Annotated in this window: 10 protein-coding genes, 3 tRNA genes and 3 rRNA genes; 11 read left to right on the top strand and 5 right to left on the bottom strand. The window is 37.9% G+C overall.

Annotation, left to right across the window (positions count from 1 at the left end; genetic code table 11):
• Positions 1-7 precede the first annotated feature (7 nt).
• The 5 genes from SAUT_RS08895 to rrf all read left to right on the top strand — a co-directional run bounded on the left by SAUT_RS08895 (position 8) and on the right by rrf (position 8,297).
• Entirely contained in the window at positions 8-2,596 is a 2,589-nt protein-coding gene (locus SAUT_RS08895) for a M14 family metallopeptidase (RefSeq protein WP_013327549.1), read from the top strand.
• 439 nt (positions 2,597-3,035) lie between these two features.
• Positions 3,036-4,554 (top strand): 16S ribosomal RNA (locus SAUT_RS08890).
• Positions 4,555-4,689: 135 nt separating this feature from the next.
• Positions 4,690-4,765: transfer RNA gene (locus SAUT_RS08885), tRNA-Ala, on the top strand.
• Positions 4,766-5,059: 294 nt separating this feature from the next.
• A 23S ribosomal RNA gene (locus tag SAUT_RS08880) occupies positions 5,060-7,948 on the top strand.
• Between the two features lie 233 nt (positions 7,949-8,181).
• Positions 8,182-8,297: ribosomal RNA gene (gene rrf / locus SAUT_RS08875) — 5S ribosomal RNA — on the top strand.
• The 16S, 23S and 5S rRNA genes sit together here with 1 tRNA gene alongside, the layout of an rRNA operon.
• Here the strand turns inward: rrf and aat are convergent.
• The 4 genes from aat to SAUT_RS08860 are packed head-to-tail and all read right to left on the bottom strand — an operon-like array spanning position 8,293 to position 12,704.
• Positions 8,293-8,985 carry a leucyl/phenylalanyl-tRNA--protein transferase gene (aat, locus tag SAUT_RS11190; protein WP_013327548.1) on the bottom strand — a complete coding sequence of 231 codons (693 nt, stop codon included), beginning with the start codon at positions 8,983-8,985 and terminating at the stop codon, positions 8,293-8,295. The genes rrf and aat overlap by 5 nt on opposite strands.
• The gene (clpA, locus tag SAUT_RS08870; RefSeq protein WP_013327547.1) at positions 8,985-11,162 is read right to left on the bottom strand and encodes an ATP-dependent Clp protease ATP-binding subunit ClpA; all 2,178 of its coding nucleotides are present in this window, start codon (positions 11,160-11,162) and stop codon (positions 8,985-8,987) included. Before clpA ends, aat begins: the two co-directional genes overlap by 1 nt.
• A gap of 1 nt (position 11,163) precedes the next feature.
• Positions 11,164-11,463, bottom strand: a complete 300-nt coding sequence (locus tag SAUT_RS08865; protein ID WP_013327546.1) for an ATP-dependent Clp protease adaptor ClpS — start codon at positions 11,461-11,463, stop codon at positions 11,164-11,166.
• Positions 11,464-11,468: 5 nt separating this feature from the next.
• Complete coding sequence (locus tag SAUT_RS08860; protein ID WP_013327545.1) at positions 11,469-12,704, bottom strand: aminotransferase class I/II-fold pyridoxal phosphate-dependent enzyme; 1,236 nt, start codon at positions 12,702-12,704, stop codon at positions 11,469-11,471.
• Between the two features lie 121 nt (positions 12,705-12,825).
• On the opposite strand from SAUT_RS08860, the gene SAUT_RS08855 reads away from it, so the two are divergent.
• From SAUT_RS08855 to SAUT_RS11185, 6 genes are all read left to right on the top strand, one after another.
• A complete protein-coding gene (locus SAUT_RS08855) occupies positions 12,826-13,053 on the top strand; it encodes a hypothetical protein (RefSeq protein WP_013327544.1) in 228 nt (75 codons plus the stop codon).
• A gap of 7 nt (positions 13,054-13,060) precedes the next feature.
• Entirely contained in the window at positions 13,061-13,279 is a 219-nt protein-coding gene (locus SAUT_RS08850) for a hypothetical protein (protein ID WP_013327543.1), read from the top strand.
• Between the two features lie 67 nt (positions 13,280-13,346).
• Positions 13,347-13,423, top strand: a tRNA-Arg gene (locus SAUT_RS08845).
• Between the two features lie 136 nt (positions 13,424-13,559).
• Entirely contained in the window at positions 13,560-14,180 is a 621-nt protein-coding gene (locus SAUT_RS08840; protein ID WP_013327542.1) for a porin family protein, read from the top strand.
• Between the two features lie 58 nt (positions 14,181-14,238).
• Positions 14,239-14,314: transfer RNA gene (locus SAUT_RS08835), tRNA-Arg, on the top strand.
• Between the two features lie 17 nt (positions 14,315-14,331).
• Complete coding sequence (locus tag SAUT_RS11185; protein ID WP_013327541.1) at positions 14,332-15,252, top strand: esterase-like activity of phytase family protein; 921 nt, start codon at positions 14,332-14,334, stop codon at positions 15,250-15,252.
• Here SAUT_RS11185 and trpA read toward each other — a convergent pair.
• On the bottom strand, positions 15,242-15,982 hold the full coding sequence (trpA, locus tag SAUT_RS08825) for a tryptophan synthase subunit alpha (RefSeq protein WP_013327540.1): 741 nt from the start codon (positions 15,980-15,982) through the stop codon (positions 15,242-15,244). The two genes, SAUT_RS11185 and trpA, sit on opposite strands and share 11 nt — an antisense overlap.

The raw sequence follows: 15,982 nt of genomic DNA, 5'->3' as shown, positions 1-15,982 counted from the left end.
TAATGACTTGAGACAACAATATAGTTCGTATGATGAATGTGTAGATTTTTTTCACACTGCACAAAAAGAAAATCCTAATCTTGTTAAAGTAGAAACTATAGGTAAAACATGGGAAGAGCGAGATATCATTGCTGTCTCTATTACAAAAAATATAGACTTACATGTAAATAAGCCGGCACTTTTTTATACGGGAACAATTCATGCAAGAGAATGGATAGGCATAGAACTTTCTCTATCATTTGCAAAATATATATTAGAACATATAGATTACGACCCACAACTCAATCAAATACTTGATAAAACAACACTTTATATGGTTCCTTGTGCAAACCCAGACGGTTTTGAATACTCTAGAAATCATTTCGCTTTTTGGAGAAAAAACCGTAGAAAAAATCCTGATGGAAGTTATGGAGTCGACTTAAACAGAAACTTTAGTGTAGGCTTTACACCAAATAAAAATTATACTTCTAACGTATACTCTGGCCCTCAACCATTTAGTGAACCGGAAACTGCAGCACTTCGTGATTTTGTACTTACACATAAAAATATAACAATCACATTGGACTACCATTCCCAAGGAAATGTTTTTTTTCCTGCACATAATTTTATACATGAAGATGCTGAGGATGCTATTGATTTAAATCTCTTAGCCGGAAATATGGCAGAGGAAATAAGAAAAGAGTCCTCCCGTGAGTATGGCATTCACATGGGAAAACCGCCAGTACATTTAATTTCAGGAAGTGGTCGAGAATTTTATTATTCTCAAGGCATGCTCTCTTTAGTTGCTGAAGTAGGCACAAGAAATATCAGTGATTATATTGAGCATATGAGTGAACATATTAAAGAAAATATTCCGGCTTTAATTATGGCACTCTTAGAAGTAAACAATTATAAAAAAGAAGATAATTTACAACGTGTTGATAACTTTGTAGCAACATGTATAGGTGCAAAAGAAGTAGAACTTTCATGGGATTATATAGATGATGAAACAATTTATTTTGAAATTTATCGTTCAAACAAATTAAAGGGGTTTGCTCAAGCTTCAAATAGAATTGTAATGACTAGGCTGAAAACATTTATAGATTCTAATTTAAAAAGTTCGACAAATTACTATTATTTTATACGTGCAGTTTGTAAAGACAAGTCTATTAAATCACCATATGCTCAACTAGTCGCTATAAGAACAAAACCTGCTGAGAATATGTTTTCAAAAATTTTATATCCTATAGCAAGTAAAATAGGCTATGTCGGGGAAAAAACTCAAAAAAACAGAGATCATTTTGGAAACAATTCTCTTTTTGTCGGTATTTCAGAGCAAAAAGGGGAATGTTACGGAGTATGTGGATTTTCTTTATCAACGATTCCTCAGAATGCAATTATTACCGAAGCTAAAATATCTTTTTATCCAATGAACAGAGTTGCAGTTCAGGTTGAGAGATATGGGGAATGGCGAGTCGGACAGATGGATGAGAGAACAATAGATAATATAGATAGTTTTGATGAAATAAAAAATGCAAAAATGCTTTCTTATATAGATAGACCAACTTCATCATATCAACTTGCTCAAGGTGTATGGAGAGAATATAAATTTGCAGAACAAGAAGTACAAGTTCTTGAAAAAGCTTTAAAAAGAAGAGAAGCCTATTTTAGAATGCAGGGACCAACTTCTTTACCACTTGACAGAGCTTCTCAGCTTATGCAGTGGGATATAGGATATGGAAAGTTCAGCGGTGGTCTGACATATAGACCAAAACTCGATATTTCATATACTATAAATGAAGCAAAATTAGACATTCAATCTTCTTATGAGTTTACGGTTAATAGTGATAATATTAAAGATACTGCACTTAAATCTGGATATGATGCAAATGGAAATTTGAAATATGCGTGTATCGAATTTGATCTATTGAATTTGCCGGACATGGAAAATACAGTGGTATCTGATGCATATATAGATATGCAGGCATATCAAGTAAATGCAAAAGAAAATAATTTGCGTTTTCATATAGAGCTAGTGGAATCGATTGAAGGTGAGATTACATATGAGAAGATAAAAAATAGAAATATCATTGAAAGAATTGGATATGATGTTAGTATTACAGATATTAAAAGGTCTTCAAAACAGAGATTTGTTTTTGATACTTATGCAATTAGTGAAATGCTTGACTTGGCAAAAGAAAATAAGAAAGCTCTTTTTGTAATCTCCGCTTCGTCTGAAAGTGAAACGTCCAAGAGTGTTGATGTTAACTGGATAGATAATAAAAAAATAAATAAACCGATTTTAACATTGGATTATATTCGTAAAAGAAAAAACCCACCTAAGCAAATACAAAATTTACGAACGAGTATGGAAAATGGAATAATTAAATTGCAATGGGATATTCCAGATGATGATGGATATAAAGGTGCAATAGTCGTAAAAAATAGATTTAAGGTTCCATGCTCCCCATATGATGGTCAAAAGTTATATGGAGGAAGTGATAATTATACTTATGATAATTTTGGTGATCTTGATATACATAAATACTACGCAGTATTTTCATATGATGATGTTCCAAATTTTTCTGAACCTGTATATATTGAAGTAAATAATTAGAACTTTGTTAGAAACAAAGTTCTATAAAAAGTAACAAATAAAAAACTTCAAAAACTTCTCATAAATCCTTTCAAGCATTAAGCGAATTCTAAGCAACACTCCCCTATAATTCCCATCCACAAACAGAGAGACCTTGTTTAAAAGGCCTAGAGAGACTTCGTGTTGAAGCCACTTGAATCAGTTTGAGATCATTGAAAACTAAGCAAGTAAGAGAGCTGGATGTAATAACAACTAGTTACTATTACTTAGAAATAACTAATAAAACAACAACCGTCTATTCTATTTTGAAATCTAACTATTTATAGTTAGTTTCCCTATAGTAATAGATAACTATATTCATTAAGAGCTTAAGCACTCTTGATGTCTTAACAAAGCCAATGATTTTTAAATCTTGGGCAAAGATCAGTAATGCACAGTAATGTGTTCTTTACATAATTCAATTATGGAGAGTTTGATCCTGGCTCAGAATGAACGCTGGCGGCGTGCTTAACACATGCAAGTCGAACGGTAACAGAGAGTAGCTTGCTACTTTGCTGACGAGTGGCGCACGGGTGAGTAATATATAGATAATGTACCTCTTAGTCTGGGATAGCCATTGGAAACGATGATTAATACTGGATACTCCTTCTTACCAAAAGGTAAGTCGGGAAAGTTTTTCGCTAAGAGATCGGTCTATATCCCATCAGCTTGTTGGTAGTGTAAGAGACTACCAAGGCAATGACGGGTAGCGGGTTTGAGAGGATGATCCGCCACACTGGTACTGAGACACGGACCAGACTCCTACGGGAGGCAGCAGTGAGGAATATTGCACAATGGGGGAAACCCTGATGCAGCAACGCCGCGTGGAGGATGACGCATTTCGGTGTGTAAACTCCTTTTATATGTCAAGAAAATGACGGTAGCATATGAATAAGCACCGGCTAACTCCGTGCCAGCAGCCGCGGTAATACGGAGGGTGCAAGCGTTATTCGGAATCACTGGGCGTAAAGGACGCGTAGGCGGGTTGGAAAGTCAGATGTGAAATCCTACAGCTTAACTGTAGAACTGCATTTGAAACTTCCAATCTAGAGTATGGGAGGGGGAGATGGAATTAGTGGTGTAGGGGTAAAATCCGTAGATATCACTAGGAATACCGAAAGCGAAGGCGATCTCCTGGAACATAACTGACGCTAAGGCGTGAAAGCGTGGGGAGCAAACAGGATTAGATACCCTGGTAGTCCACGCCCTAAACGATGAACACTAGTCGTCGGGATGCTAGTCATCTCGGTGATGCACTTAACAGATTAAGTGTTCCGCCTGGGGAGTACGGTCGCAAGATTAAAACTCAAAGGAATAGACGGGGACCCGCACAAGTGGTGGAGCATGTGGTTTAATTCGAAGATACGCGAAGAACCTTACCTAGCCTTGACATTGATTGAACACTTTAGAGATAGAGTGGTGCCCTTCGGGGAACATGAAAACAGGTGCTGCACGGCTGTCGTCAGCTCGTGTCGTGAGATGTTGGGTTAAGTCCCGCAACGAGCGCAACCCTCGTCCTTAGTTGCTAGCAGTTCGGCTGAGCACTCTAAGGAGACTGCCTTCGTAAGGAGGAGGAAGGTGAGGACGACGTCAAGTCATCATGGCCCTTATGGCTAGGGCTACACACGTGCTACAATGGGGCGTACAGAGTGTTGCGATACCGCGAGGTGGAGCTAATCACTTAAAGCGTCTCTCAGTTCGGATTGGAGTCTGCAACTCGACTCCATGAAGCTGGAATCACTAGTAATCGTAGATCAGCAATGCTACGGTGAATACGTTCCCGGGTCTTGTACTCACCGCCCGTCACACCATGGGAGTTGATTTCACCCGAAATCGGGAAGCGAACCTTCGGGACGCTACCGCTTACGGTGGAATTAGCGACTGGGGTGAAGTCGTAACAAGGTAACCGTAGGAGAACCTGCGGTTGGATCACCTCCTTTCTAGAGTAAAGTCAATCATTCGTTTGAATTGACATACAAAAAGAAAATCTCACAAGAGATCGTTTATTTAGTTACTTTCTAATCTTACTTGCTTAGTTTTCAGTGATCTGAGATCATTAATTTTTAGATACAAATGGGGAATTAGCTCAGCTGGGAGAGCGCCTGCCTTGCACGCAGGAGGTCAGCGGTTCGATCCCGCTATTCTCCACCATTTTTGCACTATTTGCGCTTGAAAAACTTACTCACGTACTTCAGTACGCTTCGCAAGCTTTTCAAACACAACTAGCACAAAAACGAGTTTTTTATTAAATTCAAATATAAGCTTTCAAGTCGGAAAGTTTATATTTGGTTTTATTATTAAGACCAAACGATCATTAAATTACAATTGTTAAAGTCAACAACTATAATAAAGAAATTTATTATAAACTAAATAACTACAATAACAGATCATTCATCTTATTTTCTGTAGAGATACATTAAATAAGGTAGTGAACGCAACATAGAATAAAAAGATATTAAGGGCCATAGGTGGATGCCTTGGCTAGTAGAGGCGATGAAAGACGTACTAGGCTGCGAAAAGTCTCGGGGAGCTGCCAAGAAGCTTTGATCCGGGAATTTCTGAATGGGGCGACCCAGCATGGAGCGATTCATGTTACCCTACGGGGGGCGAACTCAGGGAAGTGAAACATCTCAGTACCTGAAGGAAGAGAAATCAAACGAGATTCCGAGAGTAGCGGCGAGCGAAATTGGAGTAGGGCGGTTAGCGATAGCATATTTGTTAGCAGAACACTTTGGAAAGAGTGAGCATAGAGGGTGATACTCCCGTAAGCGAAAACATTTATGTGGTACTAGGTTAACGAACGAGTAGGTCGGGACACGTGTTATCTTGACTGAATATGGGGGGACCACCCTCCAACCCTAAATACTACTACTAGACCGATAGCGAACAAGTACCGTGAGGGAAAGGTGAAAAGGACCGCGGTGAGCGGAGTGAAATAGAACCTGAAACCTATGGCTTACAATCATTCGGAGCACTATTAAATAAGTGTGACGGACTGCCTTTTGCATAATGAGCCTGCGAGTTGTGGTATCTGGCAAGGTTAATCGAACGAGAAGCCGTAGCGAAAGCGAGTCTTAATAGGGCGACATAGTCAGATGCTGCAGACCCGAAACTGAGTGATCTATCCATGAGCAGGTTGAAGCTGGTGTAAGAGCCAGTGGAGGACCGAACCGGTAGAAGTTGAAAATTCTTCGGATGACTTGTGGATAGGGGTGAAAGGCCAATCAAACTCAGTGATAGCTGGTTCTCTCCGAAATATATTTAGGTATAGCCTCGAGCATTAGCGTATAGGGGTAGAGCACTGACAGGGCTAGGGCTGCTTACCGCGGTACCAAACCCTATCAAACTCCGAATACTATACGTGTAACCTCGGGAGTCAGGCGTAGGGTGATAAAATCCTATGTCGAGAGGGGAACAACCCAGACTAACAGCTAAGGTCCCAAAGTTTTATCTAAGTGGAAAAGGATGTGGAGTTGCTGTGACAACCAGGAGGTTGGCTTAGAAGCAGCCATCCTTTAAAGAAAGCGTAACAGCTCACTGGTCTAGCGATTCTGCGCCGAAAATATAACGGGGCTAAGATAAACACCGAAGCTTTAGATTTACAGTTTACTGTAAGTGGTAGGAGAGCGTTCCATTCAGCGCTGAAGGTATACCGGTAAGGAGTACTGGAGCGGATGGAAGTGAGCATGCAGGCATGAGTAGCGAGAAAAGGAATGAGAATTTCCTTCGCCGTAAACCCAAGGTTTCCTACGCGATGCTCGTCATCGTAGGGTTAGTCGGGACCTAAGTCGAGTCCGAAAGGGGTAGACGATGGCAAATCGGTTAATATTCCGATACCGACATTACATCACTTGAGTGATGGGGGGACGCATAGAGTTAGACGAGGTCACTGATGGAATAGTGGCTCGAAGGAAGTAGGTTGAAGAGTAGGCAAATCCGCTCTTCATGCAACCGAGATCTTACAGGCAGTTCAATCTCTTCGGAGAGCGAACTGAATCGTCGATACTGTCGTGCCGAGAAAAGCCTCTAAACGAGATGTAATGTTGCCCGTACCGTAAACCGACACAGGTGGGTGAGATGAGTATTCTAAGGCGCGTGGATGAACCCTTGTTAAGGAACTCTGCAAACTAGCACCGTATCTTCGGTATAAGGTGTGCCCTATTTGTTAACAGATTTACTCTGTGAAGCAATGACGGGTCGCAGCAAAGAGTCCCTCCCGACTGTTTACCAAAAACACAGCACTCTGCTAACACGTAAGTGGATGTATAGGGTGTGACGCCTGCCCGGTGCTCGAAGGTTAAAAGGATTGCTTAGCATTAGCGAAGGCATGAATTGAAGCCCGAGTAAACGGCGGCCGTAACTATAACGGTCCTAAGGTAGCGAAATTCCTTGTCGGTTAAATACCGACCTGCATGAATGGCGTAACGAGATGGGAGCTGTCTCAACAAGGGATCCAGTGAAATTGTAGTGGAGGTGAAAATTCCTCCTACCCGCGGAAAGACGGAAAGACCCCGTGCACCTTTACTATAGCTTGACACTGCTATTGGGATATTCATGTGCAGGATAGGTGGGAGCCTTTGATTCATAGTCGCCAGATTATGATGAGGCATCCTTGAGATACCACCCTTGAATATTCTGATAGCTAACTCCGTACGATTATCTCGTGCGAGGACAATGTCTGGTGGGTAGTTTGACTGGGGCGGTCGCCTCCTAAAAAGTAACGGAGGCTTACAAAGTTCGGCTCAGGTGGGTTGGAAATCCACCGTAGAGTATAATGGCATAAGCCGGACTGACTGTGAGACATACAAGTCGAGCAGAGTCGAAAGACGGTCATAGTGATCCGGTGGTTCTGTGTGGAAGGGCCATCGCTCAAAGGATAAAAGGTACGCCGGGGATAACAGGCTGATCTCCCCCAAGAGCTCACATCGACGGGGAGGTTTGGCACCTCGATGTCGGCTCATCGCATCCTGGGGCTGGAGCAGGTCCCAAGGGTATGGCTGTTCGCCATTTAAAGCGGTACGCGAGCTGGGTTCAGAACGTCGTGAGACAGTTCGGTCCCTATCTTCCGTGGGCGTAGGAACGTTGAGGAGAGCTGACCCTAGTACGAGAGGACCGGGTTGGACGTGCCACTGGTGCACCAGTTGTCCTGCCAAGGGCATAGCTGGGTAGCTACGCACGGATGAGATAACCGCTGAAAGCATCTAAGCGGGAAGCCAACTCCAAGATGAACGTTCCCTGAAGTACGCTTGAAGACTACAAGCTTGATAGGCTGGATGTGTACGCAGAGCAATCTGTTTAGCTGACCAGTACTAATAGTACGTTTGTCTTTTTTTTACGTTCATTTATTTGAACACAATTGCTTCACTACCTTATTTAGTGTATATCGCTAATAAGAGATATGTTAAGTTATTTAGTTAGGCTTTATTGCCTTTGTTGACTTTAACAATTTTAACTCACTCAACTAATCTTTATGAGATTAGATATAAGTATATCTGGCACTAAATGCCGATACTCCCGTCGCTAAAGCGTAAGTGGAGTATAAACGTTATCCTTATATCTGATCTTGTCTAGGTGGCTATAGAGAGAGGGAAACGCCTGGTCCCATTCCGAACCCAGAAGCTAAGCCTCTCATCGCTGATAATACTGCACCTTTCAGGTGTGGAAATGTAGGTCGCTGCCTAGTTGATCAGATTCTTTTCTACAATCCATTCATTTTTTATATTTTCCATATTAACTTTATTTAAGCGTTCAAGATAATAATCTCTTGACACCTCTTTTGCACCTAATGATTTGAGATGTTGCGTAGGTACCTGACAGTCTATAAAATCATATCCCCATACTTTTAAATGTTTTACCAATACTGCATATGCTGCCTTTGAAGCATCATTAACATGTGTGAACATTGATTCTCCACAAAATACTCTCCCAATAACTAAGCCATATAAGCCACCGACTAAATTTCCATCTTGATAACTTTCAACTGAATGTGCTATACCCATTCCATGAAGTACACTAAATGATTCTACTAAATCTTTGTTTATCCAGGTGCCGTTTTGCCCTTCTCTTTTTGTGGAAGCACATTTTTTCATTACTTCTTCAAAGTTTGTATCAAATTTGTAGTCAAATTTTTTTAAATTTTTTTTTAATGAGCGTCTTAGTTTAAAATCATCAAGTTCCATTATAAGACGCGGGTTTGTTGACCACCATAGAATAGGGTCTTGTTGGGAATACCAGGGAAATATGCCGTTTTGATAGGCTCTAATTAGCCGTGAAGGATTTAAATCTCCTCCCCATGCCACTATGCCTTCTTCATTTGCATCATGTGGATTGGGAAAAGTGAGTGAGTGTTTGTCGAGCTGGGGTATGTACATTAAGCTTCTTTATATACATTTATGAGTGTATTATTTTCTACTATAACTTTTACCTCACCACCAGTTTTCAGTTTTCCAAAGAGAATTTCATCACTGAGTTTGTTTGTAATATTGTCTTTAATGTATCTTTTTAGTGGCCTAGCTCCCATTTCAGGAGAGTATGTTTTTTCAGCTATCAATTTCACCGCTTCTTCGGATACTTTTACTGTTATTTTTTTCTTTTTCAGTTCTTTGTTAAGTTCTGCAATAAATTTATGCACAATTCCTTCAACCGTTTTATGGCTTAACTGCTCAAACTCAATAATAGCATCAAGTCTGTTTCTAAATTCAGGAGTGAAAAATGATTTGAGCTCTTCATTCTTAGCTATAGATTCGTCTTTATTGAAGCCCATAACATTTCTGGCAGTTGCTCCTATATTGGATGTCATAATTAATATAACATTTTGAAAATCAGCTTTGTATCCATTGTTGTCCGTGAGTGTAGCACTGTCCATTATTTGGAGTAAAATATTAATAAGCTCAGGATGTGCTTTTTCAATTTCATCTAGCAGAAGTACAGTGTATGGATGTTTTTTTATTGCTTCTGTGAGCAATCCACCCTGCTCATATCCTACATATCCCGGAGGTGCACCAACCAAACGACTGAGGGCATGTTTCTCCATATATTCACTCATATCAAACTTTTCAAAATTGATACCCAATACCTCACTGAGGGCAATTGCAAGTTCTGTTTTGCCGACTCCGGTTGGTCCTGAGAATAAAAATGATGCAATAGGCTTGTTTGCCGGCGTTAATCCTGCTTTTGATATTTTTATAGCTTTAGTAACAGCTTCAACTGCTTTCTCTTGCCCAATAACTCTTTTTCTTAATTTATCTTCAAGATGTTGGAGTGATGCAGTTTCATTATGAGAAATTTTAGCATTGCTGATACCTACTATGGAAGCTATTGTTTTTTGAATATCATTGGCACTGACTTTTGCTCTTTTTCCTTTTTTAAGATGAAAAGATGCAGCTGTTTCATCAATCAAATCTATTGCAATATCTGGTAAAAACTTGTCAGTAATATAGCGTTTAGACAAATCAACCGCTGTTTTTAATGCTTTATTTGTATATGTAACAGAGTGGTGCTTTTCATATTTCTTTTGCAGGCCTTTGAGTATTAAATAACTTGTTCTTTTAGAAGGTTCATTTATATCTATTTTAGAAAATCTTCTGCTAAGTGCCTTGTCTTTTTCAAAACCGTTTCTGTATTCTGCAAATGTTGTAGCACCCATACATTTTATTTCACCTGATGCGAGTGCAGGTTTGAGTTGATTGGCTGCATCCATAGTACCGCTTGTACTCCCTGCACCTATAAGTGTATGAATTTCATCTATAAATAAAATGGCTTTTGGCTCACGTTTTAGTTCATCCATAACACCTTTGAGGCGTTTTTCAAAGTCTCCTCTGTATTTTGTACCTGCAAGTAATGCCCCTAAATCTAAAGCATAGAGTTGAGAATCTTTAATAATATCAGGAACTTCATCCGCAGCAATACGAAGTGCTAAACCCTCAGCTATAGCAGTTTTACCGACACCAGGTTCACCAACTAAAATAGGGTTATTTTTCTTTCTTCGGCAAAGTATTTGTGTAACTCTTTGGATTTCATTGTCTCTTCCTATTACAGGATCAATTTTTCCTTCTTTTGCTTTTTGAATGAGATTTATAGTGTATTTGCTTAAATTTGATTCTCTATCTTCACTGTTTTGATTCATATCAGAGTGAGAAATTATTTCTAATATATCGAGTCGTGATATTTGATATTTATTGAGCAGTGCATATGCAAAAGTATGTTCTTCTTCAAAAAGTGCAGCGAGTAAATCGCCGATATCTGCATTTGTCTGTCCTGATGATTGTACATGACGTACCATTTTATCTATAAGACGTGAGAGTGCGACACTCTCATAAGGGTCTTGTTCTATATTTGACGGCAGTACTTCCATGTTTTTTTTGATGTATTCGCCAAGTTCTTCTTTCATTTTTGACACATTACCGCCACAGGCTTCTATGATTGCAACACCTTCTTGTGAACTTAAAAGAAGATAAAAAATATGCTCAATAGTCAGGTACTCATGGTGGAGCTGCTTCGCAAAAATGATAGATTTTTGAAATATATCGTTTAATGATGAACTTATCATGTTATTCTTCCTCCATTGTGGCTTTTAGTGGAAAGCCGCTGTCTTTTGCTTTGCGCCTTACCTGCATTATCTTTGTTTCAGCTATTTCATATGTGTATACGCCGCATAAGCCTCTGTCGTTTTTATGAACTTCAAGCATAATATCTTGAGCCTGCTCATAACTTTTATGAAATATACTCATTAGTATATCGACAACAAAATCCATAGATGTATAATCATCATTGAGTAAAAATACTTTGTATTTTTTAGGATATTTAAGTGCTGTATCTTCGTCTATTTCTAAATGTGTATTTGTTGCCATCTTTTCTACTTTGCCGCTTTTAAAAAGTCTTCTATTATCTCTTGTGGATTTTCAAGTCCAATAGAAATTCTAATAAGACCATCGGTGATTCCTAGAAATTTTCTAGTATCTTCATCAAAATCACTATATATTGTTGATGCCATATGTAGAGCAAGAGTTCTTGAATCACCTATATTAGCAGTAATAGTCGCCAATTTTGTTTTTCTTAGAAAATCATAAGCACGCTCTTTTGTCTGCATGTCAATGGTAAGGAGTGTTCCGCAACCGTATTGAAAATCCTCTTTATATCTTGTATGATGTGGATGTGACTCTAAGCACGGATGGTTTACATGTAAGCCGTTCTTTGAAAGTTCTAGTGCAATGATTTCAACATTTTTTACAATTCTTGGAAGTCTGAGCGCGAGTGTTTCAAGACCAAGCATTGTTTGATAACTTGCATGAGCATTAGCACTCATACCAAAATCTCTCAAAGCTCTTTTTTTGGCATTTGGAATAAGTGCCATTTTACCTGCACCTTTGATAAATTTTGCTAAAAAAGCATAACGTTTAGTTTTGAATTTATCATCATTTTCATTAATTGCACGAAACACTACACATCCACCTAAAGCTGATGAGTTACCGGAGATAATTTTTGTTGTAGAGTAAACCGTGATGTCGGCACCAAGTGCTAAAGGAGAAACACTTAAAGGTGTAATGGTATTGTCAACTATTAATGCAATATTTTTTTCTTTTGCAATATTAGCAATTTTTTCAATGTCAGGAAGTCTCATATTTGGATTGCCGACACTTTCTAAAAAAATTATTTTTGTATTGTCGTTTATGGTATTTTCTATATTTTCAAATTCGTCAACATCAAAAAAATGAGTTTTTATGCCAAATCTACTGAGGGTTTCATCAAAAAGTGAATATGTTCCACCAAATAGCCCTCCAATGCTAATAATCTCATCTCCTTGGGAGACTAAAGACATAACAGCAAGTGTTGTCGCTCCCATGCCCGAGCTTGTAGCTACTGCGCCTATACCTCCATCCATCTCAGCTATAATCGACTCTAGTTTTGCTGTTGTAGGATTGCCCATTCTTGAATAGAGAGGTTTTTTTACACTACCGTTAAAAATTCCTTCAGCTGTTTCCGGACTTCCGTAAGAAAAAGAGGCAGAGGATACTACAGCCGGAGAAACTGCTCCTTCTTTACTTCCAATACTTTGTACAAATTTCGTGCAATAGTTTTCAAATTTATTCATATATACATACCTTTTAATTATGAATAATTATAGCAAATTAGAGATAATACTTATCCTATATACTTTAATTATGCTAAAATTATAAAGAAGAAATTTATTAATTAATATCAGGAAATAAAAGATGGACAATCAAACAACTTTAAATAAACTCAGTGAAAAAGTTTCATATATTCTTCAAGAATATCATGCACTTAAAGGTGAAAATGAGATGATGAGAAATGAAATTGTGACACTTAAAGCTGACTGTGAATTGAAAAAGCAAGAAATTGAAAAACTTCATGAAGAAAATGCAAAAAAAGATATAGAAATAGAAGAAATTGTCAATAAAATAGAAAGTATTTTAGGTTAATTATAGAATGAGTAAAAAAATTGGACTACATATCGGAGGTCGTAGATTTGATGTTGATGTAGAAGATAGATTTGCCAATTTTTTACAAAAACAGATGCTGGAAGATTTTAATATGGAAGGCAATAATGACATCAAAATATTATTGCAGGCTTATGTACGAAAAAATCATGATTTGTATGTACAAAACCAAAAAGTTGAAGAGATATTAGAAAAAATAGAAGAATAAGCTTTATTTTAGAATTATATAAGTTATAAGTGCTATAATTTCACCCTCTTAATAATAGAGATGGTGTGCGCTCGTAGCTCAGCTGGATAGAGTACTGGTTTGCGGTACCAGCGGTCACACGTTCGAATCGTGTCGGGCGCACCATTACTTCTTACAATTTTTCTAACATTACAACATTTTCAAGAAAACATTTTATTTTACGATTTATTATTATGGTAGTAGTAATCTTTTGTTTATACAAAAAAAGATTATAATACATTTATGATTCTAAGGAGAAATGATGAAAATTCAAAATTTTTTATGTCTGAGCGGAGCACTATTGCTTTCAACTACATTATTCGCGGCTGAAGTAAGTGATGAACAAGACGCTTCACGTGCTCATATTGAAGCAAAACATCATGAAGAAGGTAATCTTTATATTGTGGCTAAAGGACTGATAAGTCTGGGTGATACTTATACGGAAGAGGCAACAGATACAGAACCTGAAGCGATATTAAAAGGTGACACAGGACAAGGTTTCGGCATTGATCTTGGATATCGCCTAGGATATGGCTTTGCTACAGAATTTGATTTTTCTTATACACATACAACAGTAACAAAATCTGTCATAGGTGAAGAAGACAGACGTGCTGGTGCTGATTATTACAGTTATGGTATTGATTTGCTTTATGGTTATCATGTAAATGAAGAGATTGTCTTGTTTGCAAAAGCAGGATGGGAAATCGAGAAAGAAAAAATTTCTGACTTTGGTATTAATGGGACAAATGACGGGTTTAGTTATGCAGCAGGTCTAGAATATGGTCTTTCTGCGCACTGGGCACTCGTTGGAGAATATGAAGGTTCTTTGATAGACGGTCCTCGTGGTAACAGTGTGTTTGCCGGCGTAGGTTATACTTTTTAAATTGTAAAATTTTATGAGTGAACTGGAATTATCTGGTTCACACATAATATTTTTATATCTCCTTATCGCTTAACTGGATAAAGCAGGGCCCTCCTAAGGCCTAGCTCGAGGTTCGAGTCCTCGTAGGGAGACCATAAAAAAGGCTGTTGGCTTGAAATACTTTTTACTTTTTTTTCTATTTTTTTTACCACTGAATGCACAAATAAAAAATTATAAACTTACTCCAATCAACACGTTACATGTAAACAATCAAAAAATAAAAATACTTGATGCAAAAGAATTGCTTTTTGATAATAAAGAAGGGATTCCTTTTCATGAAATTTCAGATCTTGTATATGAGGATAGATTTGTTTATTTTGTGAGCGATCAGGGATATTTATATAAGTTCTTAATAAATATCAATCAGAATAAAATTCGTAGTTTAGAGTATTTGAATGCGTTTGTCTTGAAGAATAAAAAGGGACAAGTGCTGAAAAAGAAAAAAAGAGATGCCGAAGGTCTTGCATTCTGTAAAGAAAACCTATTAATATCATTTGAGAGAAAACATCGGATTGTTCTTTATAGCAAGAATGGTTTGAAAATAAAAAAAATGAACATTCACCAAGATTTGCAAAACAGAGATAATTATGCAGGAAAAAATAAGGGACTTGAAGCTGTAGCATATAATGAAAAATATGGAATCATAACAGTACCGGAATTACCGCTGAAAACCACAAATGAAAAATACCATACACTTTATACCAGAAACAACAGGTTTAAATTTATGGCTGATGGTAGTGTTGTAAGTTTAGAGTTTTTTGATAAAGACAGTATTTTGGTGTTACTTCGTGATTTTAATTATATTACGCAAAGACGAGTAACTACTCTGGTGAAAGTACATCTGAATAACTGTACTGAAAACAGATTGTGTAAAAGTAATGTCTTGGCAAAACTTGACTCTGACGATGGCTGGAGATTGGATAACTTTGAAGGTTTGACAAAAATAGATAAAAAAAGATACTTAATAGTAAGTGATGACAATGAAAATATTTTTCAAAAAACACTTCTTGTGCTTTTTGAAATTAAGGATTAATCTCGTTTTTAATCACTTTTGCGAGTTCGCTGCATTGCGTAATTTTTTGCGTATAGTTTAAATCATTGTTAAGCAAAATATTGACAAAAGCACTGCCGACTATTACGCCGTCGGCTCCTTTTACTTTCTCTTTTGCTGTTTTTTCATTCACCCCAAAACCTACATATACAGGTGTTTGGGTGTATTTTTTGATAGAACTTAAAAAAGGCTGTAAATCTTCTGCTGTTCCTGAACCCGTAATACCTGTGTAAGCAACCATATAGATAAATTTTTGTGCATCGCTGACAACAGTCTGGATTCTACTCTCGCTATCTGTGGGCGCAACAAAAGAGATGTTCGCAACATCATTACTGACAAATAAATCTTTGTATACCAATGCCTCTTCATGCGGAAGGTCTGGGATTATAAGCCCTTTGACACCAAGTTCTTTGGCCAATGGAATAAGACGCTGCATATTTTGCTGATAAAAACTGTTGAAATAACCCATCCATAGTGTGTCTACTTGGGGGGCAACCTCTTTTGAAATTTCCAGTAAATCTTTAAATTTGAATCCAAGTTCAAGTGATTTATGATTTGCTTTTTCAATGAGAAGACCATCAGCAACAGGGTCTGAGAAAGGAACACCGAGCTCTAATGTGTCCACACCGTTTTGCGCGAGTGCAAGACTTAAGTCTACAGTAAAAGATTTTTCCGGATATCCGGATGTTATATATGCTACTAAGTTTTTCAA

It is taken from the genome of Sulfurimonas autotrophica DSM 16294 (assembly GCF_000147355.1).
In the GTDB taxonomy this organism is placed as follows: Bacteria; Campylobacterota; Campylobacteria; order Campylobacterales; family Sulfurimonadaceae; genus Sulfurimonas; species Sulfurimonas autotrophica.
This window is presented reverse-complemented; position numbering and strand designations above follow the sequence as displayed.